The sequence below is a fragment of the Telluria sp. ZT3P25 genome (assembly GCF_059685895.1).
The window spans coordinates 1-24145 of record NZ_JCASIJ010000004.1; the positions used below are offsets into that span (position 1 = coordinate 1).

Here is a 24145-nt window from a genome sequence, read left to right on the forward strand (position 1 = left end):
AGTTTGTCCCAATAATTGCGACCAGACTGGCACTCCTGTGCAGACCCTCGTTAATCGAGGAAAAGAGTGCTTTCTTGTCAATATGTCCGACACGACTAGTACTGCTGATAACCTATTTTATCAATAGTAAATTTTCTCGACTTGAGTGCAACTCGCAACTTCGCACTAATACGCAGGCGGGCATGCGCACATGAGTGCGCATGGAAGGCGACAGGTAACGCGCGCGCGCTTGAGAGGGGTATTTTCCGAGTCCAAAAAGGCGCCACTCGAAGGATTGCCCACGGCGCTCCTCAGCGTGCGGGGCCGGTCGGTTAAACGTTCAACTCGTCGCGTGAGGAAGGTTAAAGCATGGCCGAAGGGAGGCAATATTAGATCGAGCACACTAAGACACCACTACGGACGACTATCGACCTAGAACAGAAAAAACCATTACAAACGAGGTATTTTCACAATAAATTTTGTGCCAGTTAGGGCATCAGAGCTAGCAGAAATATTACCACCATGTGCGGTGGCAATTTCTCTTGCGATGTACAGGCCGAGGCCAAGATTGCTCCGTGCCCTCGACCCACTCTCGTTGTCTGCTGCTTGCACTAACGAAGTAAATAGGGTCGGCAAAACATTTTCTGGAATGGTCGGCCCTTGGTTCTGCACTGTCAAAAGTATTTGATCTGTGTGGCCAACGATATGGATATTAATTGGTGCGTGTGGCGTACCATATTGTGCGGCGTTAGTAGCCAAATTTGTTAGCAGCTGCTGCAGTCGTGATTGATCGAAGCTACCCATTAGTTCACCGGTTGCATGAAGATCGAACTGGGCGCGGGGATGCGCTGCGTTTGCATCTTCAATGGCCCACTGACACATTTGGAGGAGGTCACAATCTTCGCGAATGATCGGAATGCCTTCTCCTAGTTGCGTACGGGCTAGAGCCAAAAGGTCATTAACCATTCCGTTTAAGGTTGCAGCGCTGCGCTTAACACGCACACCAATCTGCTGAACTCGCTCTTCAAAAGCACCTGGCCTTGCCAAGTAAGTCCCGGCCGTTGCCACTGCTGCCAAGGGGTTACGCAAGTCATGTCCAAGAATCGCCAAAAACATGTCGCGAGTTTCGTTCAGCTTTTCAGAGTAGGCAACAGCTGCGGCTGCGAGAGACTGATCAATTGCTTCGTTGAAGCGCATGACGTCCTCAGGGTTTTGAATTAGCGCAGCTCCTCCGTCTTCTTTCCAGAGTTTGAGAACACTCGCTCGAAGCGCTCGATACTCAGCAATTAGTTGCAGGAGAGTAAATCCGCTGGCGTAACGTAATCTTCCATGAGTTATGGAAGCATCATCATCCGATATGGACGTTGCTGGCTCGCCATGAGACTTCGCGTCTGCCTGTTTTGAGCTTTGATCCTGTTGAATGTCGTCTGCGACAAATTCTAGGATCTGCTTGGCATGATCTCTCAATTCAAGACTCGACATCTTATCCGAAGCTGCGCCAAAAGTTGCAGCGAATGCTTCCCACTCGACAAGAATCTTCTCCATATGGGTGATGATGTACTTTGAAAGGGTCATTGTGCGCTTTTTTGGGGAAAAGGAATATTGTTAGACAGCCATGGATTTCTAATGCTGAGGATAGCCTATTCGAAGAAATAATTTCGCTCGGTAGAGCGCTATGTGCGCCGCGTCAGCGGTTGCGCGCGGACCGACAGCGACGCCTAGAAGGCCCACCGCCAAATTTTAGGGTAGATGCTAAGTACGCGGTACACCATGCGAAGACGGTTCAGGTGTGTTCAAAGCAGCGCCGCAGCGTCGCGGTCCACCTCATCGAAAACGTGCTGCTCAACATACAAAGGCGGGCTCTGCTGCAGGACGCGCAGGCCGACCTCTACCCCGAATATGGCTGCAACAGTGGTTGCCAGGTCGACATAGGTAGCGGTGAGATGATCTATTCGTTGGTCCATAGTCTGAGTATGGCAGGGCGTGCCGCTCACCCCCGGCTTCGCCAAAATTAGGCAGGGTGCATCAACCCGCTGATATTCTGTATGGATGAACAGTGGCCCCATATGCGATTCAAGCCGCCGCTCACCCGCGCTGACTTGGTCCCCATTTAAGAGCGCAACCCGGAGAGCACTGACGTACGCCCGCTACTGTAGGAGGTGAAGCGCTTCCATACGCTGGCACTGTACGTCGACCAGCCGCAGCGCATCCTGGGCACGCTACCCGGCCCGCAGGGCGACGTCTTGCAAACCATCCGTGCGCAGCTTGAGGACGAGCCATGTGTAAAAGAGTTCCCCTACTGCCACCCCGCGTCTGATCGTAGAGGTTTCCGCACCCACCGCCTGCGCGCGTACGAGGGAAAATACTTGGGGTCAAAAAAAGGGAAGCGTCACGTGCAGTCGAGTGCTATTCGCGTACTAGGTGGGCTGTATAGGACTTGATGCACCGTAGCTTCGAGCCGCTCTTGATTCAGCGGAACGGCTAACAATGCGTTGATATTTATAAAATTTTCTAGTGAGTACCGCTCATCTGCGACCGCGATAATCCTTAGTAGAGGTTGAAGTGATTTCGCTTCCTCTAGGAAGACGGCTTCGTAAGGATCATCAGAGCCAAGTCTTGCTATTACTGCATCGAATACGACGCCATGCAGCGCGCACAACGCATTTGCAAAGCTTGGTATAGGAATGCCAAAGTGCCCTTTAGCTTGGAGCATTCGACAAATTTCTTTTGCCTGAAATGCGTTGCGGTCGACCACCAAAACAGGAGCCTTGTTCATATTGCTGCGTATCAATAGAAAAATGAAATTCTAAAGTGGCTTGCAATTATTTTCCACATTTTGAGTCTCATTGGACCTTAATTTACTGGCTCTTTACAACATGGGACGTGACGTCACATCGACCAACTACTCCACATCCTGAACACCCTATTCGGCGTTTAGGGCGATGCCTTGGTAAGCCATCACACTCAGCACGAGGGGGACTCTGTGTGAAAGAGTTTTCTGGCCCCGCCTAGCGTCTGGCCGCAGGCTTGATGCACGCATCGCTTGCGCGTGCGTATGACGGGGAATATTTGGAATCCAAAAAAAGGCGATGCGCGGCAGGGCGCACGGCCAGTTTCTCGATCAGCGCGTCATTGATCACCGGTCCGCCTTCCTCGCTGGTCGATCGGGCATTGCCTGGCCGGGTTGGCTGATTCTCCATCCAGGCCCGCACATCCTCAACCCGCCAGGCGGTGACGCTGGCCGAGAACTTCACTGGCGCCGGGAAGGTCTGCGCCCTCACCTTGCGCCACAGGGTTGCGGCCGAGAGCGGGACGCCGCCGGTCAGCAGCTGGGCCTGGCGAACATATCCGGTGGATGGCAGGGTCATTGATCGCGGCGTCTGTCGCTCAAGCGAAAGGTGGACTGGCACCGGCGCGCCGTCATCAACCTCGGCTCGCTGACCTCATGATTGCCTCGCCGGGAACTAACACTATCAGAGTTGCGCTTTTCTGAGAGTCACTGTTCATGCGCGTTTCAGCGGATTGATGCTCGGCGCTCCGACCTCCAGTGCAGCGCGCCGAGCTCTTCGATGATAAGTCGTATTATCATCGTTGGCTCGTCAATCCCGCTGTGTAGGCGGGCTTCAAGCCGACCAGGACTCACCTGCGCCCATGGCATCGTTGTAGGCGTTCGCTAGCAAATAAGCATGGCGCGCCGCAGACGGCATGGCTGACGCAGCCATCATCAGCCAGTGCCCGCGCCGTGTTTCGGGGAGTCCATTCCACCATTCCATGCCGGCGTGCGGGCTGTCCTCCCGAACCGGGTACATGCCGCCACCGGCTTCCTGATTGTCCTCATACAGCTTCAAGTGCCATCCCCCTCCCAGATCGGCAGAACGAGGCTGGATTTTGTAAGTACGTTTCATGGTGTTCCCCTTACTGGATGGTAGCGGCCGGCTTTACGACGCGCATGACGCTGGCGCGGGAAATGCCGAAGGTGCGCGCCAGTGCGCTGATCGATTCGCCAGCCTGGTGTTGCCTAGTCATCGCTGCGCGCTGTTCGTCGGTCGTGCTGGTCGGGCGGCCCAAGGTCTTGCCCTCTGCCTTCGCGCGCGCCAGTCCGGACTGGGTGCGTTCCACCAGCAGGTCGCGTTCCATCTCGGCGACGGCAGCCAGCATGTTCAGCATGAGCTTGCCGGCGGCACTGGTCAGATCGAGCTTGCCCAACTGCAGGACGATGACCACGATGCGACGCGCGGCCAGCGTTTTGATCGTGGCGCCGATGTCTTGGGCATCGCGTCCGAGGCGGTCGAGCTTCGTCACCACCAGCGTCTCGCCGTCGCGGATCTGGCTGAGCATCTTGGCGAACTGCGGGCGCTGGGCCGCCGAGACCTTGCCCGACACTCCCTCATCGGCGTACCAGTAGTCAGTTGTGTAGCCGGCCGCTTCGATCTCGCGGCGCTGGTTCTCCGTCGTCTGTTCCCTGGTACTGACCCGGCCATATCCGAAAACCGCCATGTTGTTGCTCCTTATGCACGTTTCAGGCATCCGAACGAGTTCACACTCGTTCAAACCTGTTCAATAAGATGCATCATAAAATCGAACATGTCCATAAGTCAACCCACTATTTTTTGAACATTGTTTTAGGCGGCAACAATGCCCTGTTCACAAACGGTCGTTATTGAACAGGAGGACGGTACAGTAGAGGAGGGGCGTGGAATGAAGGGGCTTTGGCTATGCCTAGGCGGGCACATTAAGCAGCAGATCGATAGCCCCTCTACGCAAGCTGCTGTCAGCAGGGAACGTATTTTATCAAGAATAGAAGGTTAAACATGACCTTGCTATGTTTAACAATCTTGGTGGTGCGGGGTACCGTACGCAGGGTTGTCAATAAGCCACGAAATCTGGGGGCCGAAGCAGCCCATCTTAATGACAACCCTGTGCAGGTTAGGGAGTAGCCAGCTCAGCGAGCTTGGCCGCGACAGTTGTCATCGAATCTTCTTCGGTGCTCAGGCCGCTCCTCGAGCCAAGCAGGGGGCTGACTTCGCGGAGTGCGTCATACGTCGTACCGTGCACGATGGGAACGAGCAGGTCACGTGCCAGGAGTACCGAAAGCTCCTTGTCGGCGATGCCCTCTGCTCGAACGCGGCTCAGTAGCGCGGGCGTCACCAGCACGATCCCGACCCGCGACTTCGCCAATCCCTTGTCGATTTCGCGGAGCAACGACGTGCCGAGGACGACGTCCTTCTCGCTGAACCAAACCGAAACGCCACGCGACTCGAGCAGATCATGCAGTTCCTTCGCGGCCCCTTTCCGGTCGTCCCACGCGTGGCACAGGAAGATGTCCCGAAGATCGGGCACGGACGCTCGCCTTTCTACGTTTTCGCGGACCGGCGTGAGCGTCCGCACCTCGGCAGGCGTGTATACCACTACCGACCCTGCTCGCGACCAGCGCGGCCTTGCGCTGCCACCGGACCCGCCGACGCTCCGGCTGCTGCCGCTGCTCCCCGACGAGGAGTAGGGCGAGGAGTAGGACGAAGACGAATATGAGTATGACCTGCTGCGGCCACCACATGCAGGACAGTCCGCTGCCCCGCTCGCTGTGCGGTGACCGTTTCTGGGGGCTGTGCATCTAGCCATGGCGTAATCCTTTCATTTGTAATCGCTCGGTCAAGTAGCGGGTTCGGCGCCGAAGGTACCGGGTACCATCGGCGCTTCGCCAGTTCGACCGTGCGTCAATTGCGATGTTGTCTTCCTGACAGACGATTACTTCTTGCCCTTATTACGCGCTTGCGTCAGGGCTGACGCAGCAACGCTCTTCTGTGCCGATGTCGACTTAGGGTTCGACAGGATCTTGCTCGCCTTCGATGCCACAGACGGAGACGTCTGCTCGTTGCTCTTCTTCGATGTTGCCATGTGAACCTCCAAAAAATAGAACTCACTATAAACAACTACATGTGGCAACTAAATGCGTTTTTGCACTAGATGTAGTGCCTGGAATTATACGCCCAGTTTTTTGTAAATATCCACGAGTCATGAAAAAAACTGTATGGTTGTACAGCTTCACGACCTTATGTGCCTTCGCGAAGAACGAGATGCGTACTGACTCAGGCGGCTACGACCCGATCGATGCTTGTGAGCGGCGCCTTTTGCACCGCGGCGCGCTGCAGGTGGCCGCCCTGAGCAGCAGCTGCCGTCAGCTCGCGCCTAGTTAAACAACGCCGGCCTGCACCTCGGCACTGCGGCCGCATGCGATTGTGTGGAAAAGCGCTGCCAATAAGTACAGTGGCTGGTGCGGTCGTAACGACAAGCTCGGGGAGCCCCCTAGCGGCGGCTAGGGGATAGGACCCGCGCCCGGCCTGTGAGCGAACCGGAGCCGAGCGCTGCAACCATCCAATGACCACCGCTCGTTGACCCTGCCCTGCACTAAAACCTACTTCGTGATGCCTGGGGATGACGACGAAGGCGATTAGGAAAGTTATTCAAATTGAGTGATTTCTCACCCAATTTGAGCAGCGAGAGAGTTGTGAGTTATGCCACTCCTAGATCTATATGGTAGGTATTATTCGGCTGACCAACTCCCATCCTTTGAGGAGTTCAAGACATGTTCTCGCAAGCTCAGGATGGCCACTGAAGGCAAAGACCTGTGCTGTAATCAGAACCATGAGAATGATACCGACGAGCGCAATTAGTCCATGTTGATACATAGACACAAAAAGATGACGTTTGAGTGTTGATTTGCGCCGGACAGCGCGAGGGGGGGGTAGGGTACTTTGAGGTAGGATATTGCGAACGAGCAGAATTAGAGGAACGTCGAGGCCCGTCGCCGTCGCCGTCGCCATCACCGTCGCCATCACCGTCGCTGCTAGCATTCTCGACGCTTGGAGCCATCGTGGAATCACTCATGCTCGATACGCTGGTTGGGTTGACGTTGTGCTGCGAAGCTGCGTTGCCAGCATGAGCGATAGTATGCCGAGACACACCAGACAAATATCTCTCATAGTGTTTCAGCATGCTACGAGCATCACCAAAACCTTCTACAAGAAGAACTTTTGTTGATGGCATTTTCCTACGCTTCACATCTTTCACTATGAGTGCCAACTCAATGGCGCCCCGCCTGCAGTTCTGCATGATTTGTTGATGGTGAGACATCTTTTATTCCTTAATCGGTGAGGGGAGTAGCAATATTACAACCATTATTGAGATGGGAATACTGCTCAACGTATCGCGGAAGACGAACCAGGAAGGAAGCAAGGAATAACACTTTGCTGTGGCCGACATGGGAGAGCAGATTATTTCTTACTGGTGATCTTTACATCGTTGATGGTGTGCTCGATGGCTATCAAGACTGCAGACAAGTCCTTGGGATTTGGACGCAAGCCGGGATGGCCAGCTGTGTCATTCCTGGCGTGCGCTAGAAGCGCTTCCAGATTGACGCCTTCCTTTTGGGCCGCATACAGCACGGCAATCAAAGCGTGTTCATAAACACCTGCTTTTTGTTCGTTGTCCATGATTTATCCTTGGTAGTGGAATTGCCATCCTAGCACCCTGACAGCCGGCAGCGTAGAACTTATCTTATGTCAAACACAAGATCAAAAATCATTTTATTTTGCACTCAAGTTGTGATTATTATGGATTACCTAAATTAATAAATGCTTGGCTGATAAAGAGCATTATCTTAATGCTCCTCCAAATTTATTTTTTGGTTAGGCTTGGCAGAGCTGCATTTGTTACATCATGTATCTGTACAGGGATGTCTGCAGAATATTGGGCTCGGATCGAGTATGATCGTCGCAAACTATTTTTAACCTTTTCAGGAACATCATGCAAGAACTATCAAAGTACTCCCTGTCGCAGTTGCGTACGCTAGAAGCACAAATTGTTGAAGAACTTAAAAAACGTCATTTTCTTGGGGTTAGCCAAGCGCGGGAGCAAATTCTTCATATTGCCCGGGCGGCAGGTCTTTCAGTCAACGAACTTCTTGCAGGAAAAGGATCCAAAAAAGGCCAATCCGAGCCACAGGAAGCGAAATTTCGTCATCCAGATGACTCCACCAAACAGTGGAGCGGTCGCGGACGTCAACCTGGTTGGGTCAAGGATTGGCTTGCCGCTGGAAAAAGCCTGGACGACACGAAGGTCTAAGCAGTAAGAAGCGCGGTAGTCGGTTGTGTTTCCACATGACCGACTTGACTACAGGGTGCCCGTGATGCTGTAACGACCGTCCGGTTTCGGCCCAGGCTGTGTAAAAACGCAAATTAGACGTCGGCTTGGCGACACCAACCTCTCAGATCGCGCGCTACGGCGTTTTCTCGAAGTTGGGAATGGTAAAGGGCCCCCTAAAAAAGCGCCCATCGCGCGTTTTTACACAGCCTGGACCAAAAGCAGACATACAGTAGTCTGCGAACTGGTTAGCTGCTTAGCGGTAGGTGTTCTTAAATCACAGCGACCTTGGCATCTCAGGCCGATTTTTGACAAAAATGCTGAAGCTAGCAGCCCAAGCGATCCTTGGTGCGAACTCGCTGAAGACCGTGGGAGACGGCCATCATTTTAGCGAGTCCCTGCGTAGCAAAAGTTTGGATATCTACTTGATGAAGTTCCACTGCCTTCTTAGGTGCATCGGAAATTCCTTGAATTCGCTCTATTATGTACGCTGGCCAATAAGTACCATCAGGAGCCGGAATAGCATAACCGTAGACACGGTAGTCACCCTCAATCCAAGGATTAACCGACTTCGAAGGGGCAAATCCGCTCATAATCAAGTCTCCAATTAGTTGCCTGACCACTGTAATAACAGGTTTAGAATGATAATCTTCCACCAAATTACGTTTCAGGTCAAATCGAAAGTAACATCGATAGTGTCAAGCGAGTTGATAAGGAAGACTGCTGTATGAGCGCGAACGTATTCGAGCATGCGGCTTCTAGCATCATTAATTCAGATTGACGGCAGAAGCTTTCGCCGCACAGGCCTCGTAAGCCGATGCACCGCAAGCAGATAGCTTGGCGCGAGTACGGTACTACGGAACTTCGGCTTAAGTAGAGCTAGTAACGTCCCATTCGGCCACATGAACCTGGTTCCGACCGCTACGTTTGGCCGCGTACATAAGCTCATCAGCGCGTGCTATCAAGGCATGGCTTGCTATTGTTGGAAGATGGGGCAAAAGGCACGTACTGACCACCCCAAAGCTTGCTGTAGCATTGATCCGGACATCGCCATGCATGCTTCTGGCTTCAGTTAATTTTGTGCGAATGCGCTCCGCAAGGGCGAGGCCATTGGGCAAATTGGTGTCAGGCAAAATTAATAAAAACTCTTCACCGCCGTAGCGCACGACTGTATCAATACCGTCTCGGGTCATGGAAAGCAATAGGTGCGCGAAATCTCTTAGAAGCGTGTCCCCAGCCAGATGTCCATGAGTATCGTTGACGGCTTTGAAACCGTCTATGTCGCATATGATGACGGTAAGCGATTCCCCATGAACTCGAGCGCGGTCAATTTCTTTGTCGAGCAGGCCAGCGTTCAGATGACGACGGTTGAAGACGCCGGTTAGGGGATCCCTCATAGCCTGGTTGAGCAGAATTTGATGAGTCCAGTATTGTCGGCGCGATGAATGAGCGTCGCGCCGTGCGGCAATGGCGCTGAATAGATTTGCGAGGATGAGGAGCATTGTCATAGTCGACAGCTGACGCAGGCTTACCATATCGACAGCATACACAAGCCCCAAGAAGGCGATGCTCGCACTGAGTGCGACGATAGTGGCGTTGACAAGTCGGTTCGGGATGAATAGATAGACGATGATTAGCATAATAGCCATCGACATACCGTGAAGCAGCAAGTCACCCCGGAAATAAGCGACTAGCAAGAACGTCAGCATTGCCAGGCTGGTAAAGACAGTAGCCGCGCGGTAGGCGGTACGCGCTGGATTGGAACTGCGGCGAATCATCACGATACCAATCAACGCCACGATCGTGACCATGAGACGGGCTACAAACAGTGCCAGTGCTTGATCGCCATAGCCGAGTTGGGCCAGGTCAGCAAGGCCAAATGCGCAAAAAAAAATCCCGCAAAACGCAAGCGAACGCACTGATTCACCCTGGATGACGTTGCCATGGTCTTGCAAAAAGCTAGATTCGATTGTTACAGAAGCAAATTCACTATGCCAGCACCTGATGTCACCGGGAGACTGCAGCTTCGACATGGGGTAGGTATAAGGTAGGATGGAGCAAGACTTTAGCGACTAATTGAATTGCTGTAAAGAAGTTACGTAAAGACGGATCTAATCGGCAAACCACGCCATGGGGCACAAGCAACTGTTTCAGTTGGCCAGAAGCATCAGCTTAGGCGTCTCGAGACTTAGAACACTGCTTGCATTGCGTCGGTAGCTACTTGTAAAGACGATCGGCGACTCCTCCAGCCTGGCAAACTGCTAAGCTGACGCGAACAACCGGGTTTGGCCAAAAGAGGACGTTAACATCACAGCGCTGCTAGCAGATTTAGACATTTCGATGAATCGATCAAAAATGAAAATATGGGCCTTTCGAGCTGCGATTGCGTTGGTTCCCGTCGGATATATAACTGTCTGTTCGTACGAGTCGCATCGTGGCGAAGTAGCTATGGCCCAAGTACAAAAAGGCGACAGCGAAGAAAAGGTGGTCGCTCTCTTCGGTCCGCCTAATACACGTGAGCATCAAGGCACGGGGTATCGTAGGTACGTTAACGACGCGTGTATCGACCCACGCGTGGAGCGACTGTGGTTCGAAATCGGCTGTCAATCGTAGACGAGGCCTGGCTTGTAGCGTTAGACAAGGATCGTCGTGTGCTTAAGGCGGCATACTTGATATCGCAGTAGGGTTAGCAAACGGTCCGTTTGGAAGGCATGTCTGCTTCGGGCCCAGGCTGTGTAAAAACGCAAATTAGGCGTCGGCCTGACGACAGTCGACCTCTCAGATCGCTCGCTACGGCGTTTTCTCGAGGTCGGGAATGGTAAAGGGACCCCTGAAAACACGCCGATCACGCGTTTTTACACAGCCTGGGCCGAAAGCACACATTGGTAGCGCTCAAATTTGCGTGATTGACTCGCGTTGCACTTCTTAAACAGCCCGTAGCAACTACGCATAAATTACGCAATCAATGTATAACTCATTGATTATAAATCGATGCGGATTCCGGCCGAATGCAACTCAGCAGTATCCCGGGCAGCAGTTTGTTGTAATCCAGTAACATTTACAGGCATTAGTTGCTCACGATGCAACGGTAGACTACACTAACCATGGCTGACCGTCCGGTATCGGCTATGAGCTGCCGCCCGCCCCGTGGTTTGGAGGAAAGCCATTTTGGCTCGATGAAAATGCAACTAACACTTGCCACGCAAAGCAATAACGTAACTACTTACCCGCCCGCCCAAATCGAGGTCAATCAGTGAAGCCTAGGCTACATACTCACCGGCAGTCAGGGGTGCTTCTGTTGATGGTGGCCTTGATACTAGCCAGCATCGCAGCGTTGTCGTTTAGCATAAACCGCGCCGCTACCATGGAGCTTCAATCGATCCAGTCCGACTACGAAAAACGCAATGCCGCTTACCTTGCCGAAGCTGCTGTGGCGGCCGCAAAATGGACCAATCAAGTTGACACGAAGTGCGGCAGAGCCTCCTTCACACCGATAACACTAGCAAACGCTACGCTAAGCGCAAATATCACGAGAGCGCCGCCGAAAGCGATTAATGTTATCGCGACCGCCGCCACGGCCGCAGGAGCAAATGCTACCCTAACAAGAGATCAGATCAACCTCGTCGATCTCACCAACAGCCAAACCAAGAACCTTGGCGGTGAAGTGCTGGATACCTATGTTGATCCGAGCCTGGGGACGATGAATACCTCCACTAACCTTGTGGTCACTTCGGGACAGTCGAATGCATTGATCTTCTGGCCTATGACGGATATTCCGGCAAATTCCGCAGTTCTGTCAGCACAGCTCATCTTGCATAAAAACGGCATTGGTACCCTTACCCCTACCGTCAACGTACACCGGATGACGACGCAGTGGGTCGCTAACGCCACATGGTCTAGCGCACAGCCGGGGGTATCTTGGAAGGGTGGCAACTACAGTGCGCCGGTGATCGCTAGCACCCGTATAAATCCCGGAGCGACTACTTGGGACGTGACCGGCTTGGTCGACGGCTGGGTCAGCGGGCGGCTGGCGAACTATGGCATGCTTCTGCGCCTGCCTGACCCTGGGAAAAGTGTGACGTTCTATAGCATGGACGCCATGAGCAGCATGAGCCCCGTCCTGCGCGTCAAATTTTCCACCGAGTGTTGAACTGTGTCGCGGCAGTTAGCGAAATACTGACGCCGTGGACTGGCAGTAGTAGGTCAATAGCAGGCTTATTGATTCATTGGCTTGTCCGAAAATAGCATGAAAGCCTTGCTATCAGTTGACGGGAAGAGAGTGGCTTCTCGAGGAGTCCGTGTTCTGCAACTGCTGGACCCAAGCACGTTCGTCCATAGCAGTCATTGACGCCATCACTAAAATCAGAAACGGATGATCTGGATACATTTCACGTGCTAACTGGCATAGCGTACGACCGGTCATGCCATCCATTTTAATATCGGTGATAAGCACATCCGGAAGGCAGCTTGCAAATTCTAACAACGCGTCATTGCCGTCCTTAGCGGTAGCGACGCTATATCCCTCGCGCTCCAGTGCCAGGCGTAACACACGCAGCACATGAGGCTCATCATCGACGAGTAATATGTGACGTTTAGTCATAGGTCTGCTAGGTGTTTCGATGGCTTTCGCCGTATGGCGTTTACTTGCTAATGTCAGTCATCTGTAAATATGTTGGCTTGGGCCGGTCATGTAAGCAGCCTTCTGTAGATCCGGACAGACTCGCGGGCACTGACCGGAGCATACTTTGGGTCGGAAGCAGCCGGTCCCATTCCCTGCTGGTGGCGTTACGACGATTGTCAGGTCAGGGACAAAGTGGGTCGCAGCTATTTCGATATCCGTACGGGTCCGTCGCAGCTATTCAGCGAAAAATCGTCGCAGCTATTAGCAAAATCTAGCGGGCGCAGCCCGGTGCCGCAGTAGCTTTCGTCGCACCTATTTCAGAAAGTCACAGATGGGCATTGAGGCATGCTACGTATCTGATAATGGTGGACTACCGTGTCAACCTGCGGTCTGATTGGATGAAGACATAGTAAAATCGTCTCCATTACGTTATCAATCATCGAAAAGGAACGAAGAATGACGAACATCGATCTATCAAACTACAACGTTAAAGAGCTGAAAGGCTTACAGCTCAACATCGAACAAGAGATCAAAACCCGTCAACAGGGCGATCTGACAAAGGCACGTCAGCAGATTTTGGCGATTGCGGAAGAGGCCGGTTTGTCGGTAGAGGAACTGCTTGCTTTGAATAGCAAGAAGCTGTCCAAGGGGAAAGGTCAAAAAGTAGAGCCGCAGTATCAAAATCCGGCGGACCAGGCCCAGACTTGGACGGGGAGGGGGCGTCAACCGAGATGGATTGCAGAAGGTATCGCCAGCGGGAAACAGTTGTCAGATTTCCGGATCTAACTTCGACCGTACATCGAAGACGGCAACTGTGGCCGATCAGCGTTCCGGGCCCTTCTCGGAACGATCCTGGTTCTTCGCTGGTCCGGATCGGTCGACCGTCTTACTCGGTGCATTTTCAGTCTTCTTACTGTGCCTTTGATCGTCCACGAAACGTTCGCCCAACTCGCGATGAGCCTGTCGCAAAGCCCGGTCAAATGCCAGCTCTGACGCTCGATGCTGTCGAACAGCATCGACTCTCTTATCCGTAAAGCTGATATTTAGCCCTGCCTCGGCTGCGATAACCGCCGCACGCTCTTGAAAATCTTTAGGGCCAGTTAGTACCAGAACACCGCCGTACTTTGCTTGGCCAAGCCGCAGCGCCGCTTCGATTGCTGCACTATCATTCTGCAACACTACAAGTTTTTCACCCTTGTCTTGGATGATGGCACGACCTGATAGGGTGTAGACAACGTCGCCGTTGCTGTGGACGACGTGACGCATTTCCTTCCCTCGATAGATCATTGAATTCGGGTCGCTGTGTGTGTGTACAGGACCAATGGAACCCAAATTGCCGGGCACGATCTTATTGGCCGGGGCCATTCGCCTCAGCTCGGCCAGCGCATCGTTACTGCCACCCTGCGCACTCTCACGCAAAAATCCGCGATACTGCTCACTGATCGGCGCACGAAACTGAGCACGTTCAACCTTGATGGCATCCTTCAAAGCGCTTTCGCCTGTAACAAAGGTCATTCGTGCAAGAGAATGTGCCGCCTTGCGCTGCGCTGGTGGCAGCGACTCCGCATGCTGGCGCGCACGCGCCATTGTCTCCCGCAGCGCTGCTCGGCGCGCCTGTTCGCTTCTAAGCTGCGCACTCAACAATTGACGCTGGCCACCACGCGCATTGCGCTCTTCTTGAAACTCTCGCCACAACGCTTGTGAAGGAGCGCGACGCGGATCGTTAACCGGCCGCTGCTCGACCTGACGCGAATATGACTGACGCAAGATCGACGCCGCTTCCTGCCAAGGCAACCGCATTTCCTTGGTCAGAAAATCCGACACGTTTAGATTCCGATTGCCAACCCGGATACGGTCACTTCCGTCAGATGATGACGATACTGGGTACTTGTCGATCAAAACTCCATGTGACACAGACAGGTCCGCAAGCAAACGTCGCGCATCGAGGTGAGAACGAATCTCCTTGAACTCCGCCAGTTCACCAGCTGCGCCAACCTGGCGCCGTTGCTCGAAATTACGCGCATGCTGACCGAGCGCCGAATCAGTGGCGCGACCAGTTGGGTTTAACTCGCGCTGGCGATAGCTATCCCGTCGCAATGAGTCAGCTCCACCGGTTCTGCCGTGGTCCAACTGAACACGTGCATGATCCTGCAGTAGCACTTTAGGCCGACCGGGGTCGCTTGCCACATCGATGCCGGACATTGTTCGCACACCGTTGATGGTTTTGGTTGCCTGACCTCGGGAAGTTGGGAAAGTGTCGTACTTCCCACTTGTGGCAAATGCGATCCTGAGGGCTGTAAGGCCGTCCCAGTCGGTTCCTCGAACGTCGCCGGCTCCGGTGGCCCCGAATCCTCCCCGCTCACCTCCTGCGCCTCCAGAGGCCCGTCCATCGATCCGTCCATCGGCCCGTCCATCGATCCGTCCATCGGCCCGTCCATCGAGTCGCTCGGCCCTTGGGCCATCAAGTCGTCTTCCCAGCTCAAGCTCGGGTCGTTTAAATCCGTATTGATGATCGAAGGGATTTCTTCGGAATTTTTCTGGCTCATGTTTAGGTTCCTGATACTTATCGTAAAATTTGCGCGCCTGCTCAGAGAGGATGCGCTGCTTATCCTCCGGCCCTGCTTCTTTGTAGGTTTTGTATAGCTTCTTATTGCCGCTGTTCAAATACTTAATCTCCAGGGCGCGATAAGCGTGCCAGTCAGCCAAACCAACCGCGACATTGCTAGGATCACGCCTAGCCTGGCCTTGTATTTCGTATTTGTGCTCCAACTCTGTAGTCAACGCAGCCTTCTTCTCAGCGTCAGGAAGTTCGATAAACTCCTTAGAAAAAACAAAATCCTTTAGATTTACGCCCTTAGCTTGACCAGAAGGCTTCACATTCTGGTATTCGCTATCTTTGCCAGCATTACGAGTACGTGTCCCCCCGAATTCCTTAACCATGCTCTTAAAGGCTTCGTAATCGGTAATGTTTCTTTCCAGTACCGCGCCTAATATTTCTTTCTTTAGGTCTTTGTTATGCCCATCGAAATGATCGTCCTTATATCGTTGGATCATATCGGAAGCATTCATAAATGTAAGCCGTCGATGATCTTTTGGCGATGCCAGACCATACTTGTTATTCACATGCTCCTGGAATGCATCTATAAACCGCTCGTTATGTTCAACCATTCCAAGCGAATTCAAATGCCCCCCACTAAGCATATTCACTTTTGGTATAATTATATGAACATGAGGTTTACGCTCAACCAATTCCCCAGTTTTCTGACTAACATAACTTTTTATCTTGGGTAGATGAGCTTCGGCATAAAAGTTAACTTCATCTTCACCATACGCCGCAAATGCGAACTCTTGGAAATCACGTGCAATGGCAGATAAAGTTTCATGCGAAACTTCGTCTTCTTTGAAAGCTAGAGTTATATGTAAATATCTTTCGCTGTTGATGTCTAAATCATTGATGATTTGATCGGTAAATTCCAGATCGCCAGCAAGAATAACCCGCTCATCCAACTCGTCACGCGAATGCTCCCGGCCCTGTTTATGGCCGCGTTCCAGATACTCCTTAATACCGGAGCTACCGCCCCCGACCCTAATCAACATGGTTCAATGCCACTTTCAAATATTTAGCGATATCTTCCAGAGCGCGCAGAGAGTCCTTGCACAGAGGTTCGGAAACTTTTCCAGACGCATTAGCAGAATTCAGAACAAAGGCAATTTGGTTCAAATTATTGCTGGCCTTATTGAAAAGGAACTGCATACGCTTCTTGTCAAGGCTCGCAACTGGTCGGGCTACAACTACCGTCTTGTTGCTAAGGGCGACATCACGAAAGAACTCACCCTTGGATAAACCGGATGCTTCGATCTTTGCGCGCAAAGCATCGGCCACCGTCTTACCGGTACGGAATGAGAATGGTTCTGTCAGCGGCTCTGCCGTTTTGTTAGGTCGTGCCATAGTCTTCTACTCAACGCGTCGCGGTGACCCTAGACAGCGCCAGGGCGGGTTCCCGGCGTCCGTAGGACGCAGGGGTTTCAAAGGGGATTCCCCTTTGGCACGGATATGATACCAAACCCGTCAGGGTTTTGTATTCATATCTGTCGTGCCTAGATATACGTCTAAATTTGCGCAACAAACGAAATACCCGGTTGCACACGGTTGCATATGGTTGCATAATGGTTGCGTGAGACTTGCACCGAGGTTGCACATAGTCGCACTTGGTTGCATTTCGGTTGCATTTCGGTTGCATTGCCCCGTTGCAGAGCGTACGATGCTTTTCGACCAACACACCGTATCTCAAGAGGAAAAATGGACATAGAAGAATTCGTAAACGGAGCACCACCCGGTAGAAAACGGTCACGATTGTTTCCATTTAAAGAGCAAATCGTGGCGTTGAAATCGAAAGGGTACACAGACCTACAAATCCGTGACTGGTTAGCACTCAACCAGATTGACATTTCGCGGGAAATGGTTAGGAAATTCTTAGCCAAGCAAACAAAGCAGAACACAGGGGAAACCGAAAAGCAAGCAAACGAATCAGTCGCTAATAGCAATCTTCGTAAAGATGACGAAGGACCAAAGCTGGCGAAACCACCGTTGAATCAAGCTGAAAAAATGCGGGCGATGCTTGAGGAACAAAAACGCGATGCTGAAAGCAAACATTTTAAACACGATAAAACAGGAAACATATAACTATGGAAAACTCAGTACACTTCATCTTGCAAGGCAAAGGCGGTATCGGCAAAACATTGACAGCTTCGTTGATAGCACAATGGATCGCCGACAGATTCCCAGGGTCACTTGAATGCTATGACACCGATCAAGAGAACACAACTTTTGCAGACTACAAATCGCTAAATGTCCATTTAGTTGACGTCATGAATTCGGATCGCACCATCAACCGAAAAATGTTCGATAAGATGCTTTTAGAAGTTTTCGAAAGTAAGAAAAACATCGTAATTGATAATGGCGCAAACACGTTTTCACCATTGATGTCATATTTGATGGAAAACGACTTTATCGATTTGATGATGGAGTCAGGAAAGCAAGTGTACATTCACACGATCATTGGTGGCGGCGATAACTTAAAAGATACTACCGCCGGTTTTGTATCATTGACAAAACAAACAAACTGTCCAATGATTATATGGCTCAACGAAAATGCAAACTGGGGAACAACAGAAAATTTCATCGAAACAAAAACTTTCAGCGATAACAGCCAAAATGTAAGAGGCGTTGTGCTTCTGCAAGGCAGAAACTCGGATACGTTTGGGGACGATGTACGACGCATGAACAAAGCTCGTTTAACATTGAAAGAAATCAATGCGTCAGAAACCGGTTTCAATATTCTGGAAAAAAGTCGCCTCGGAACAGTCGTCCGCGACGTTTTCTCAAAACTCGACCAGGTTGAATGGTAATGGATATTCAGCGACTACAAAACCAAGTATTCGAGCGAACCGGAGTTCGCATTGATGCGATTGATCCGGTATTCACCGTGGTCGCGCTTAATGAAGCAGTTTTCGAAGAGCTAATGAAAGCTTTTCTTGAAACACAAACTAAGAATATTGGGGAGTTAGACGAACGAATTGGGAGCCTGGTCGTATTGCATCGAAATCTTGTTTCAGCGGGCAAAGACCTGGCAGAGCGCGCCGATCAAGCACATTTGAACTCTGCGCTTAAAGCAGCTGTCGAGGCAAAAACCGAGATACTTACAACTGCGAAAGTAGCCATCAGTTCTGAAATGCAAGTTGCCGTAAGATTGCTAAGAGATGCCACAGATGAAGTACAAAAGAACAAAAAACAGGCGTGGGGCCTCTCTGTCGTACACGCCATGATTGGTGGTATCGTAGCGTCAGGGCTAATGTTGGCCATTTTGCAAATCCGTTAACATGCCGTCACCGGCCTAAGGACATATTATGCGAAGAATTTCGATCGGAATTATCATAGCACTGCTGGTTGCCATCGTTGGTTACTTGGCAGTAGATCGAGAAGAGAAAGACATTTCGAACGAACGGAACAAATCGTTCGATGCGAAGTTCGCACGGTAACCGTGCAATCGTCCATTCGAAAAAATATTATGACAAAAAACATATTAATTTCCGCGATGTTCGGAACGCTTTCTTTCTTGGCGGGCTGCAATAATGAAAAAATTTCCCAACCTACACAAACCGTCGATTGGTATAAAGCGCATGATGCCGAACGCAAAGACGTTCTCGCCAAATGTAATAACAATCCAGGTGACCTAGCTGCGACACCTAACTGTGTTAATGCTTCATCAGCCGATACCAGCGCATCTATGGGAAACCCGAATAAAGCAATTAAACCCAAGCCCTTGACCTTCGAGAACAAGTAACGCACGCAATCAAAAAGATTAGGGCGAGGCTCGGCACAGTGCCAACCAGGAGGAACACAATGAAGATGGCAGCGAGAATGTTGAAGACGATCGGTCGAGGCATCCGAAGCTTCATATTCATGAGATGGGAACCCGTCCCATTTTTTGGTTTGGCACTGACATCGATGCTTCTGTTTTGGGTCTATCTAGCGATCGCTAGGTAAAGCAAGGCCAGAGGCACAATGAGCGGCTCGGGGTGGGCGGGCGGGGCTGACCGGGGTCGGCCCGGTCAAAACGCCCCTAAACCTCCCACGTGACAGGGGGTGCCGTCCTTCGGCGGCATCCTGGCCTTCGCCAGGACCGCCGGGGGCGCCCCCGTTCCGATCTCTCACGTGTCTTAAAACCGGTTTTGCAGTATGGGGGCAATGTCACGTGTCGTGACGTGTGGTGTTGTCGGAGGAATTTTTCCCCCGCGAAATAATGGTGACAAACGACGCGCCGCCTGGACGTGGGTCTGTCACCATCTTTTCGCGCTAGCGAAAACTAATCACGGTTTCTAGTGGCCGAATAGGTCCGCTGCTCGAAACGGTCCGTGATATCGCGGGCAACATTTACCCACAAGTGCGGCGAAACCATCGAATTTTGGTCGGCCTTGTCGGGGTCCTGGACCGCGACCGCCTGAGCATGCAGCCGTACTGCCTCCATGATGAAGACCTCAGTCATAGGCCCAAAACGGCTAAACGTCATCATGTCCATGAGAAATTCTTGATTGGTCAAGCGGCGCGGTAGCCGCCCCGTCGAACAGACGGCACAGCATCCCGCCGGTTGTTCCTCGTCCAGCTCGTCACCGCAAATATCGCATTCGCCTTTGTCAATTTGTGTGCTCATATCGTCGTTCCTCCGGCTTGGCAAATAGAATACTCTTTTAACCTGCCAACTAAAAAAAATTGTCGTCTTTGTCCGTCTTCTGTAAGGATGATCCGTCCACCCGTTTCCGACTCACGCAAAAAATAAGAGACCTTTTCAGCAAGTGTCGCGGCTTCGCTATATAAGCGAAAATTACGGGATGGATTGCTTTTAAGATCGCGGAGAATACGAGTCAAGCGCCTCGCGGTGGCACGTGCCCTTTTAGTGTTCTGATTTGCGAAACAACGCATTTGTGATTTCATGTTAGCTCCGTAATTGGTTATCCCGAAAGGAGGGCTTACGCCCTCCCCCGCCGATTAATTAAGCTTTCAACTTGCGCATTTCTTCTGACAGAATCCATAACGCGCGGTTAAGCTTCACGGACTGGTCAATGCCGGTAACTGGCCGTGTTTGACGTACTTGCCCCGTTGGCGTCCGCCCGCGCAATCCACCATCGATCAAGTTTTCTTGTACACGATTAAACGTAGTCCAAAGATCATTAGAACGGTCTTCAAGACGCTTAGGAGTCAAGATTTGTGTTTCGGTAACTGGGGCCGGGGCAAGCTCAGTGTCATACTTTAACGAAAGCGCAGCATGTGCGAAGGCCTGCTGTTCGCCCGTATTCAACGTCAACGCCTTCATGCTGTCCATCTGGCCGCCGATTACCTCGAAGTCGTCCAGTACCCGAAATGCGCCCTCAATCACGTTGTCGATGATGTCGCCTTTATGACGGATACGGATATCGCTAAGGGTGTCGCCACATACCAAACCATTGGCGCAAACGAAACGGAACATACCAGACATCATTTGATAGCTGCTTGTTCCGTCATGCGAGTTAAGCAAAATAATCTCATTTGCTTCCTTACTATTTATTTGGCTGGCGTGACGCAGTCGGACCATGTGTTTCGTATGTTCGCGTTTGGAATCATCTCGGGCTTTGGCTTGACATACCATAAATGGAGAAAATCCTTGCTTGCGAAGCGCAGTAAGAACGTCCCCGGTTGGGATATACGTGTACCGCTCCGAGCGACTGGCATGTTTTTCCACTGCGAAAATCGACGGCGCGACCCGCATGATTTGATCGTCAGCCAAAGGAGATTCGGAACGGAGAGAAATACGGTTACGGGCAAATTTAGAAGCTAACATGATTATTCCTTTAGGTTACGTTGACGTTGAATTTAACTTTTTTACAGGTGAATCGTTTCGTCCACCATGTAACTATTATAATCCATGACAACGTCTATGACAAGCTTTTCAGGTTGTCAAAACAAAGAAATATCCAAGTTTTTTATTGTCTTTAGCCCGCCTGAAAATACGTTATTAACGTGTCAGTAAAAAAACTGGTTCTGCAAAACCGGTTCTAAGACACGTGAGAGATCGGAACGGGGGCGCCCCTGGCGGTCCTGGCGAAGGCCAGGATGCCGCCGAAGGACGGCACCCCCTGTCACGTGGGAGGTTTAGGGGCGTTTTGACCGGGCCAACCCCGGTCAGCCCCGCCCGACCACTCCGCGACCAATGCATCACCAGTATCGGGTTTAGCTGCGCGCTCGTGACACCTGCCGTAGGTAGTGCCTAATTTCGCCTCCGCGAAACGGCGAGATTAATTTAACTCTGCAACGCTCCGACGTTCAATCCTCTGCCTGATATCGCAGGTTCCGAACTCGATGGCAACGTCGTCTTTCCTCGACGTCTGCCATCTTGGATAAAACTTTGCAGCGGCAAAAATAATGGCTCATCACGTTGTGGTCCCCGTCTCTTGATGAACCCGATATTCACGCCCCCTCGGCGGGCCGTAAGCTCAAGCGTAATGGTGACGGCGAGGGGTCCTGCGCAGCTGCTAACGGTCGCAATACAAAGAACAGTGTCTGTCCTGCCTGAGCTGTTAAATTCAGCCTACGAAGGCTCTCTTGCCTTACATGGGTGTTCCAAAACATAAGAGCACCGCATGTGCCTGAGCGAAGCACGGTTTCTGCTGCCCAAAGGGCATCTCCAGTCGTCGTGCTCTTAAGCCAGACAAAGTTTTGAGGTGGAAAGCCCTGCCCTGCAAAGGCAAGTGCATTAGGTACTTGAGGCGGCTGCAAAAGCACAATTGTTTTGCTTGATACTTGGCGAAGCGCCGGTGCAAGCAGCTTGAATTCCCCCACACCTGGTTGTTGGACTAAAAGTTCGATCAAGCTGCCAGTTGGCCATCCAGTGTCGGGAAGCTGGTTAGAAAGCGTACTGTGGCCAGTGTCTATCGAGTTACCGGTAAATCGGGCTAACTGCGATGCTCTCCATAACGAAGGATGTAATTCCTCCAGCGTTGGACGGATGTTGGGTGTGGTCATAGCGAACTCATAAGTACTGTGTTTTTATACAGTATACGGGTTCTTCGGGGTTGGCAAGGCGTGGTCTGGAAGGGTTGCCGCGTAGCGGCAAGTCGCGTAGCGACCAAGCAGCTATGCTGCGCGCCATGGAACGGGCATCCCGGTTTTTCGCGTAGCGAAAAATGCCCCTAAGCAAACAATGCGTCATGTAGTGTCTCTTAAGGTATGTCTGACACCAATCCCATCTGAGCGCAGGTCCATACTCTCGCTTTGGTCTAACCTAGTAGGGGCGCCTACAGAATTCGGAAAAAATAGTACGCTAAGCCTCTAAATTGCGGTTGAGCATTCTGGCCCATGACGGAAATGGTCTAAAGTAGGGTATCCGATTGCTCAACCAATCCGACCTGGTTTCCCGCATTAGGCGGTCCCCTGGGGACGACGCTAGTACGGGAAGAGCACATACACGATGCGCTCATTTTCCGTTCTCCTTGTTCTCCTAACCTACAATTGTCCAAATGAACAAACTTGATGAGCTGAAGCTTTTGCGACTGCAAGAAGAGCTGAAATACGTTAATACTGAACTCGTCGAGCTATTTGCACGCTCCATCCTCGATGATCTGGTCGAGTGGAGCAACACGCACGTGTTTTCTAAGTTGGACGGCGAGTTGACGATTGACATCCCGCTAGGGCCGCCAAATGCAGGCGTAGGGTACAAGTCACACGAGCCACTACGTCCGCACATGGTGATCTACTTGGCAATGATCACAGACATTTACCGTGATGCCGTTACCTACCCGTTAATCTGCAAACGCTTGGTAGAAGAAACCAATACCCTAGATGCTTTCCATAAGAACTCGACATGGGAAGGTTTTCCGTTCGCCTTCAAAACTGCAATGCCCATGCTCCGAGCTGGTCATGTACACGAGAATCTTTCGGCCTTCTGTGAGGGTCTTGCTGAACAGCATGAACTTGGGCAGCAGAACGTATTTGACGCGAACGACGTGAGATGCCGGTTCGTAATGTTTGAACTTATGCTGGTATGGACGTTCTTTCATGAGCTTGGCCACGTTGTGCAACAGCACTAACGTCTGCGAAATACTACCGACCATCTTGAGAGTCCCGAACAGTTCTTAGAATTTCCAATAAGCAGGCCCAGCGCTGATCTCGCCGATAATGGGTCATCAAAAGAAGCCCCGGCAGACCTTCCTGCACAAGCCCGCGAGCTGATGGCTGATGCAGAATCTATGGATCTCACAATGAAATATATTCAGGCGACGGGACGGCTTTGCTTTCCGCTGGTGTACTTATTGCATTGTTCCGTTAGCTGCATGTTCCAGCGGTTTTATCAGAATTACGCGGAAAGCTTAGATATTGTGGGCCGTCGGCATCCACATCCAGCCCTACGGGAGCAGGTCTCGGAAGCCTTTCTAGCCGACACAATGGTCGATTATCTAGTGGCAACGAAACAAGTACCGAGCCAGGCGGCTGCTGCTGTGACGGTAACGTATGCAACCGTCCGGGCAAACCTGCTCACAGGTCTTTTCCGAGCGCACAGGGTTGAGCAGCGTGAAGATGCAGAAGGGCTACCTTCATACATGCGATTACAAACAGCCGAGCACCGTCAAGCCATGCTCAACTATGAGAACACATTGATGCCACATATTGAGGCTCAGATGACTAAGGTTCGGCAATGGCATTTGATACCAGAAAATCGCATGGATGATTGGCTGGAGATGCTGAGGCGTCATCAGAGCGGGCGCGCGCAGACCACTGAAAGTCCGTGACACAATATGGGTGACAACAGCCTGTTAATCGTAGGCCCGTCCGTAAGTTCGCTTGCGACCCAAATTACTGCAAATTCCCTGCTGTAA

General features: G+C 51.7%; 25 protein-coding genes and 1 pseudogene. 9 read left to right on the top strand and 17 right to left on the bottom strand.

Annotation, left to right across the window (positions count from 1 at the left end; all coding sequences use genetic code 11):
- Positions 1-429: 429 nt before the first annotated feature.
- The 8 genes from AC56LY_RS23640 to AC56LY_RS23675 all read right to left on the bottom strand — a co-directional run bounded on the left by AC56LY_RS23640 (position 430) and on the right by AC56LY_RS23675 (position 7469).
- On the bottom strand, positions 430-1554 hold the full coding sequence (locus AC56LY_RS23640) for an ATP-binding protein (protein WP_499583559.1): 1125 nt from the start codon (positions 1552-1554) through the stop codon (positions 430-432).
- Between the two features lie 218 nt (positions 1555-1772).
- Positions 1773-2045, bottom strand: a complete 273-nt coding sequence (locus tag AC56LY_RS23645; protein WP_499583560.1) for a hypothetical protein — start codon at positions 2043-2045, stop codon at positions 1773-1775.
- A 323-nt stretch (positions 2046-2368) separates the two neighbouring features.
- The gene (locus AC56LY_RS23650) at positions 2369-2755 is read right to left on the bottom strand and encodes a hypothetical protein (RefSeq protein ID WP_499583561.1); all 387 of its coding nucleotides are present in this window, start codon (positions 2753-2755) and stop codon (positions 2369-2371) included.
- Positions 2756-2987: 232 nt separating this feature from the next.
- Positions 2988-3347, bottom strand: a complete 360-nt coding sequence (locus AC56LY_RS23655; RefSeq protein WP_499583562.1) for a helix-turn-helix transcriptional regulator — start codon at positions 3345-3347, stop codon at positions 2988-2990.
- A 255-nt stretch (positions 3348-3602) separates the two neighbouring features.
- Positions 3603-3884, bottom strand: coding sequence for a hypothetical protein (locus AC56LY_RS23660; protein ID WP_499583564.1), 282 nt, complete (start codon positions 3882-3884; stop codon positions 3603-3605).
- Positions 3885-3894: 10 nt separating this feature from the next.
- Positions 3895-4476 carry a recombinase family protein gene (locus AC56LY_RS23665; protein ID WP_499583565.1) on the bottom strand — a complete coding sequence of 194 codons (582 nt, stop codon included), beginning with the start codon at positions 4474-4476 and terminating at the stop codon, positions 3895-3897.
- 429 nt (positions 4477-4905) lie between these two features.
- Positions 4906-5319, bottom strand: a complete 414-nt coding sequence (locus tag AC56LY_RS23670) for a toll/interleukin-1 receptor domain-containing protein (protein ID WP_499583566.1) — start codon at positions 5317-5319, stop codon at positions 4906-4908.
- A gap of 1931 nt (positions 5320-7250) precedes the next feature.
- Positions 7251-7469 carry a hypothetical protein gene (locus tag AC56LY_RS23675; RefSeq protein ID WP_499583567.1) on the bottom strand — a complete coding sequence of 73 codons (219 nt, stop codon included), beginning with the start codon at positions 7467-7469 and terminating at the stop codon, positions 7251-7253.
- A 313-nt stretch (positions 7470-7782) separates the two neighbouring features.
- On the opposite strand from AC56LY_RS23675, the gene AC56LY_RS23680 reads away from it, so the two are divergent.
- Positions 7783-8100, top strand: coding sequence for an H-NS histone family protein (locus AC56LY_RS23680; RefSeq protein ID WP_499583568.1), 318 nt, complete (start codon positions 7783-7785; stop codon positions 8098-8100).
- Positions 8101-8444: 344 nt separating this feature from the next.
- Here the strand turns inward: AC56LY_RS23680 and AC56LY_RS23685 are convergent, their stop codons facing one another.
- Both AC56LY_RS23685 and AC56LY_RS23690 read right to left on the bottom strand, forming a co-directional pair.
- Entirely contained in the window at positions 8445-8774 is a 330-nt protein-coding gene (locus tag AC56LY_RS23685) for a hypothetical protein (RefSeq protein ID WP_499583569.1), read from the bottom strand.
- Positions 8775-8987: 213 nt separating this feature from the next.
- Entirely contained in the window at positions 8988-10151 is a 1164-nt protein-coding gene (locus AC56LY_RS23690; protein WP_499583570.1) for a GGDEF domain-containing protein, read from the bottom strand.
- Between the two features lie 1256 nt (positions 10152-11407).
- Here AC56LY_RS23690 and AC56LY_RS23695 point away from each other — a divergent pair.
- On the top strand, positions 11408-12268 hold the full coding sequence (locus AC56LY_RS23695; RefSeq protein ID WP_499583571.1) for a DNRLRE domain-containing protein: 861 nt from the start codon (positions 11408-11410) through the stop codon (positions 12266-12268).
- Positions 12269-12379: 111 nt separating this feature from the next.
- On the opposite strand, the gene AC56LY_RS23700 is transcribed toward AC56LY_RS23695, so the two are convergent.
- Positions 12380-12718, bottom strand: a complete 339-nt coding sequence (locus tag AC56LY_RS23700) for a response regulator (protein ID WP_499583572.1) — start codon at positions 12716-12718, stop codon at positions 12380-12382.
- A 477-nt stretch (positions 12719-13195) separates the two neighbouring features.
- On the opposite strand from AC56LY_RS23700, the gene AC56LY_RS23705 reads away from it, so the two are divergent.
- On the top strand, positions 13196-13525 hold the full coding sequence (locus AC56LY_RS23705; RefSeq protein WP_499583573.1) for an H-NS histone family protein: 330 nt from the start codon (positions 13196-13198) through the stop codon (positions 13523-13525).
- Between the two features lie 36 nt (positions 13526-13561).
- Here AC56LY_RS23705 and AC56LY_RS23710 read toward each other — a convergent pair whose 3' ends face one another.
- Both AC56LY_RS23710 and AC56LY_RS23715 read right to left on the bottom strand, forming a co-directional pair.
- Positions 13562-16336 carry an LPD7 domain-containing protein gene (locus tag AC56LY_RS23710; protein WP_499583574.1) on the bottom strand — a complete coding sequence of 925 codons (2775 nt, stop codon included), beginning with the start codon at positions 16334-16336 and terminating at the stop codon, positions 13562-13564.
- Positions 16326-16688, bottom strand: coding sequence for a plasmid mobilization protein (locus tag AC56LY_RS23715; protein WP_499583575.1), 363 nt, complete (start codon positions 16686-16688; stop codon positions 16326-16328). The genes AC56LY_RS23710 and AC56LY_RS23715 overlap by 11 nt, the downstream gene beginning before the upstream one ends.
- A 351-nt stretch (positions 16689-17039) precedes the next feature.
- Between AC56LY_RS23715 and AC56LY_RS23720 the strand changes: the two genes are divergently transcribed.
- From AC56LY_RS23720 to AC56LY_RS23735, 4 genes are all read left to right on the top strand, one after another.
- Positions 17040-17423, top strand: a complete 384-nt coding sequence (locus AC56LY_RS23720; protein ID WP_499583576.1) for a hypothetical protein — start codon at positions 17040-17042, stop codon at positions 17421-17423.
- A gap of 2 nt (positions 17424-17425) precedes the next feature.
- A complete protein-coding gene (locus AC56LY_RS23725) occupies positions 17426-18148 on the top strand; it encodes a P-loop NTPase family protein (RefSeq protein WP_499583577.1) in 723 nt (240 codons plus the stop codon).
- Complete coding sequence (locus tag AC56LY_RS23730) at positions 18148-18618, top strand: hypothetical protein (RefSeq protein ID WP_499583578.1); 471 nt, start codon at positions 18148-18150, stop codon at positions 18616-18618. Before AC56LY_RS23725 ends, AC56LY_RS23730 begins: the two co-directional genes overlap by 1 nt.
- 162 nt (positions 18619-18780) lie before the next feature.
- Positions 18781-19083 (top strand): EexN family lipoprotein, encoded by a 303-nt coding sequence (locus AC56LY_RS23735; RefSeq protein ID WP_499583579.1) that lies wholly within the window; start codon positions 18781-18783, stop codon positions 19081-19083.
- Positions 19084-19605: 522 nt separating this feature from the next.
- On the opposite strand, the gene AC56LY_RS23740 is transcribed toward AC56LY_RS23735, so the two are convergent.
- From AC56LY_RS23740 to imuA, 4 genes and pseudogenes are all read right to left on the bottom strand, one after another.
- A complete protein-coding gene (locus tag AC56LY_RS23740; RefSeq protein WP_499583580.1) occupies positions 19606-19950 on the bottom strand; it encodes a hypothetical protein in 345 nt (114 codons plus the stop codon).
- A complete protein-coding gene (locus tag AC56LY_RS23745) occupies positions 19947-20231 on the bottom strand; it encodes a hypothetical protein (protein WP_499583581.1) in 285 nt (94 codons plus the stop codon). Before AC56LY_RS23745 ends, AC56LY_RS23740 begins: the two co-directional genes overlap by 4 nt.
- 58 nt (positions 20232-20289) lie before the next feature.
- Positions 20290-21117: a DUF932 domain-containing protein gene (locus tag AC56LY_RS23750; RefSeq protein WP_499583620.1), complete on the bottom strand. Its 828-nt coding sequence runs from the start codon at positions 21115-21117 to the stop codon at positions 20290-20292.
- A 456-nt stretch (positions 21118-21573) separates the two neighbouring features.
- A pseudogene (gene imuA / locus AC56LY_RS23755) lies at positions 21574-22295 on the bottom strand (translesion DNA synthesis-associated protein ImuA).
- A gap of 494 nt (positions 22296-22789) precedes the next feature.
- On the opposite strand from imuA, the gene AC56LY_RS23760 reads away from it, so the two are divergent.
- Positions 22790-23359 carry a hypothetical protein gene (locus AC56LY_RS23760; protein ID WP_499583582.1) on the top strand — a complete coding sequence of 190 codons (570 nt, stop codon included), beginning with the start codon at positions 22790-22792 and terminating at the stop codon, positions 23357-23359.
- Between the two features lie 171 nt (positions 23360-23530).
- Complete coding sequence (locus AC56LY_RS23765; protein WP_499583583.1) at positions 23531-24058, top strand: hypothetical protein; 528 nt, start codon at positions 23531-23533, stop codon at positions 24056-24058.
- Positions 24059-24145 lie beyond the last annotated feature (87 nt).

Coding starts and splice junctions, on each gene's coding strand:
- AC56LY_RS23640 (WP_499583559.1), bottom strand. CDS start 1,554: ATGACCCTTTCAAAGTACATCATCACCCATATGGAGAAGATTCTTGTC.
- AC56LY_RS23645 (WP_499583560.1), bottom strand. CDS start 2,045: ATGGGGCCACTGTTCATCCATACAGAATATCAGCGGGTTGATGCACCC.
- AC56LY_RS23650 (WP_499583561.1), bottom strand. CDS start 2,755: ATGAACAAGGCTCCTGTTTTGGTGGTCGACCGCAACGCATTTCAGGCA.
- AC56LY_RS23655 (WP_499583562.1), bottom strand. CDS start 3,347: ATGACCCTGCCATCCACCGGATATGTTCGCCAGGCCCAGCTGCTGACC.
- AC56LY_RS23660 (WP_499583564.1), bottom strand. CDS start 3,884: ATGAAACGTACTTACAAAATCCAGCCTCGTTCTGCCGATCTGGGAGGG.
- AC56LY_RS23665 (WP_499583565.1), bottom strand. CDS start 4,476: ATGGCGGTTTTCGGATATGGCCGGGTCAGTACCAGGGAACAGACGACG.
- AC56LY_RS23675 (WP_499583567.1), bottom strand. CDS start 7,469: ATGGACAACGAACAAAAAGCAGGTGTTTATGAACACGCTTTGATTGCC.
- AC56LY_RS23680 (WP_499583568.1), top strand. CDS start 7,783: ATGCAAGAACTATCAAAGTACTCCCTGTCGCAGTTGCGTACGCTAGAA.
- AC56LY_RS23690 (WP_499583570.1), bottom strand. CDS start 10,151: ATGTCGAAGCTGCAGTCTCCCGGTGACATCAGGTGCTGGCATAGTGAA.
- AC56LY_RS23700 (WP_499583572.1), bottom strand. CDS start 12,718: ATGACTAAACGTCACATATTACTCGTCGATGATGAGCCTCATGTGCTG.
- AC56LY_RS23705 (WP_499583573.1), top strand. CDS start 13,196: ATGACGAACATCGATCTATCAAACTACAACGTTAAAGAGCTGAAAGGC.
- AC56LY_RS23710 (WP_499583574.1), bottom strand. CDS start 16,336: ATGTTGATTAGGGTCGGGGGCGGTAGCTCCGGTATTAAGGAGTATCTG.
- AC56LY_RS23715 (WP_499583575.1), bottom strand. CDS start 16,688: ATGGCACGACCTAACAAAACGGCAGAGCCGCTGACAGAACCATTCTCA.
- AC56LY_RS23720 (WP_499583576.1), top strand. CDS start 17,040: ATGGACATAGAAGAATTCGTAAACGGAGCACCACCCGGTAGAAAACGG.
- AC56LY_RS23725 (WP_499583577.1), top strand. CDS start 17,426: ATGGAAAACTCAGTACACTTCATCTTGCAAGGCAAAGGCGGTATCGGC.
- AC56LY_RS23730 (WP_499583578.1), top strand. CDS start 18,148: ATGGATATTCAGCGACTACAAAACCAAGTATTCGAGCGAACCGGAGTT.
- AC56LY_RS23740 (WP_499583580.1), bottom strand. CDS start 19,950: ATGAGCACACAAATTGACAAAGGCGAATGCGATATTTGCGGTGACGAG.
- AC56LY_RS23745 (WP_499583581.1), bottom strand. CDS start 20,231: ATGAAATCACAAATGCGTTGTTTCGCAAATCAGAACACTAAAAGGGCA.
- AC56LY_RS23760 (WP_499583582.1), top strand. CDS start 22,790: ATGAACAAACTTGATGAGCTGAAGCTTTTGCGACTGCAAGAAGAGCTG.
- AC56LY_RS23765 (WP_499583583.1), top strand. CDS start 23,531: ATGAAATATATTCAGGCGACGGGACGGCTTTGCTTTCCGCTGGTGTAC.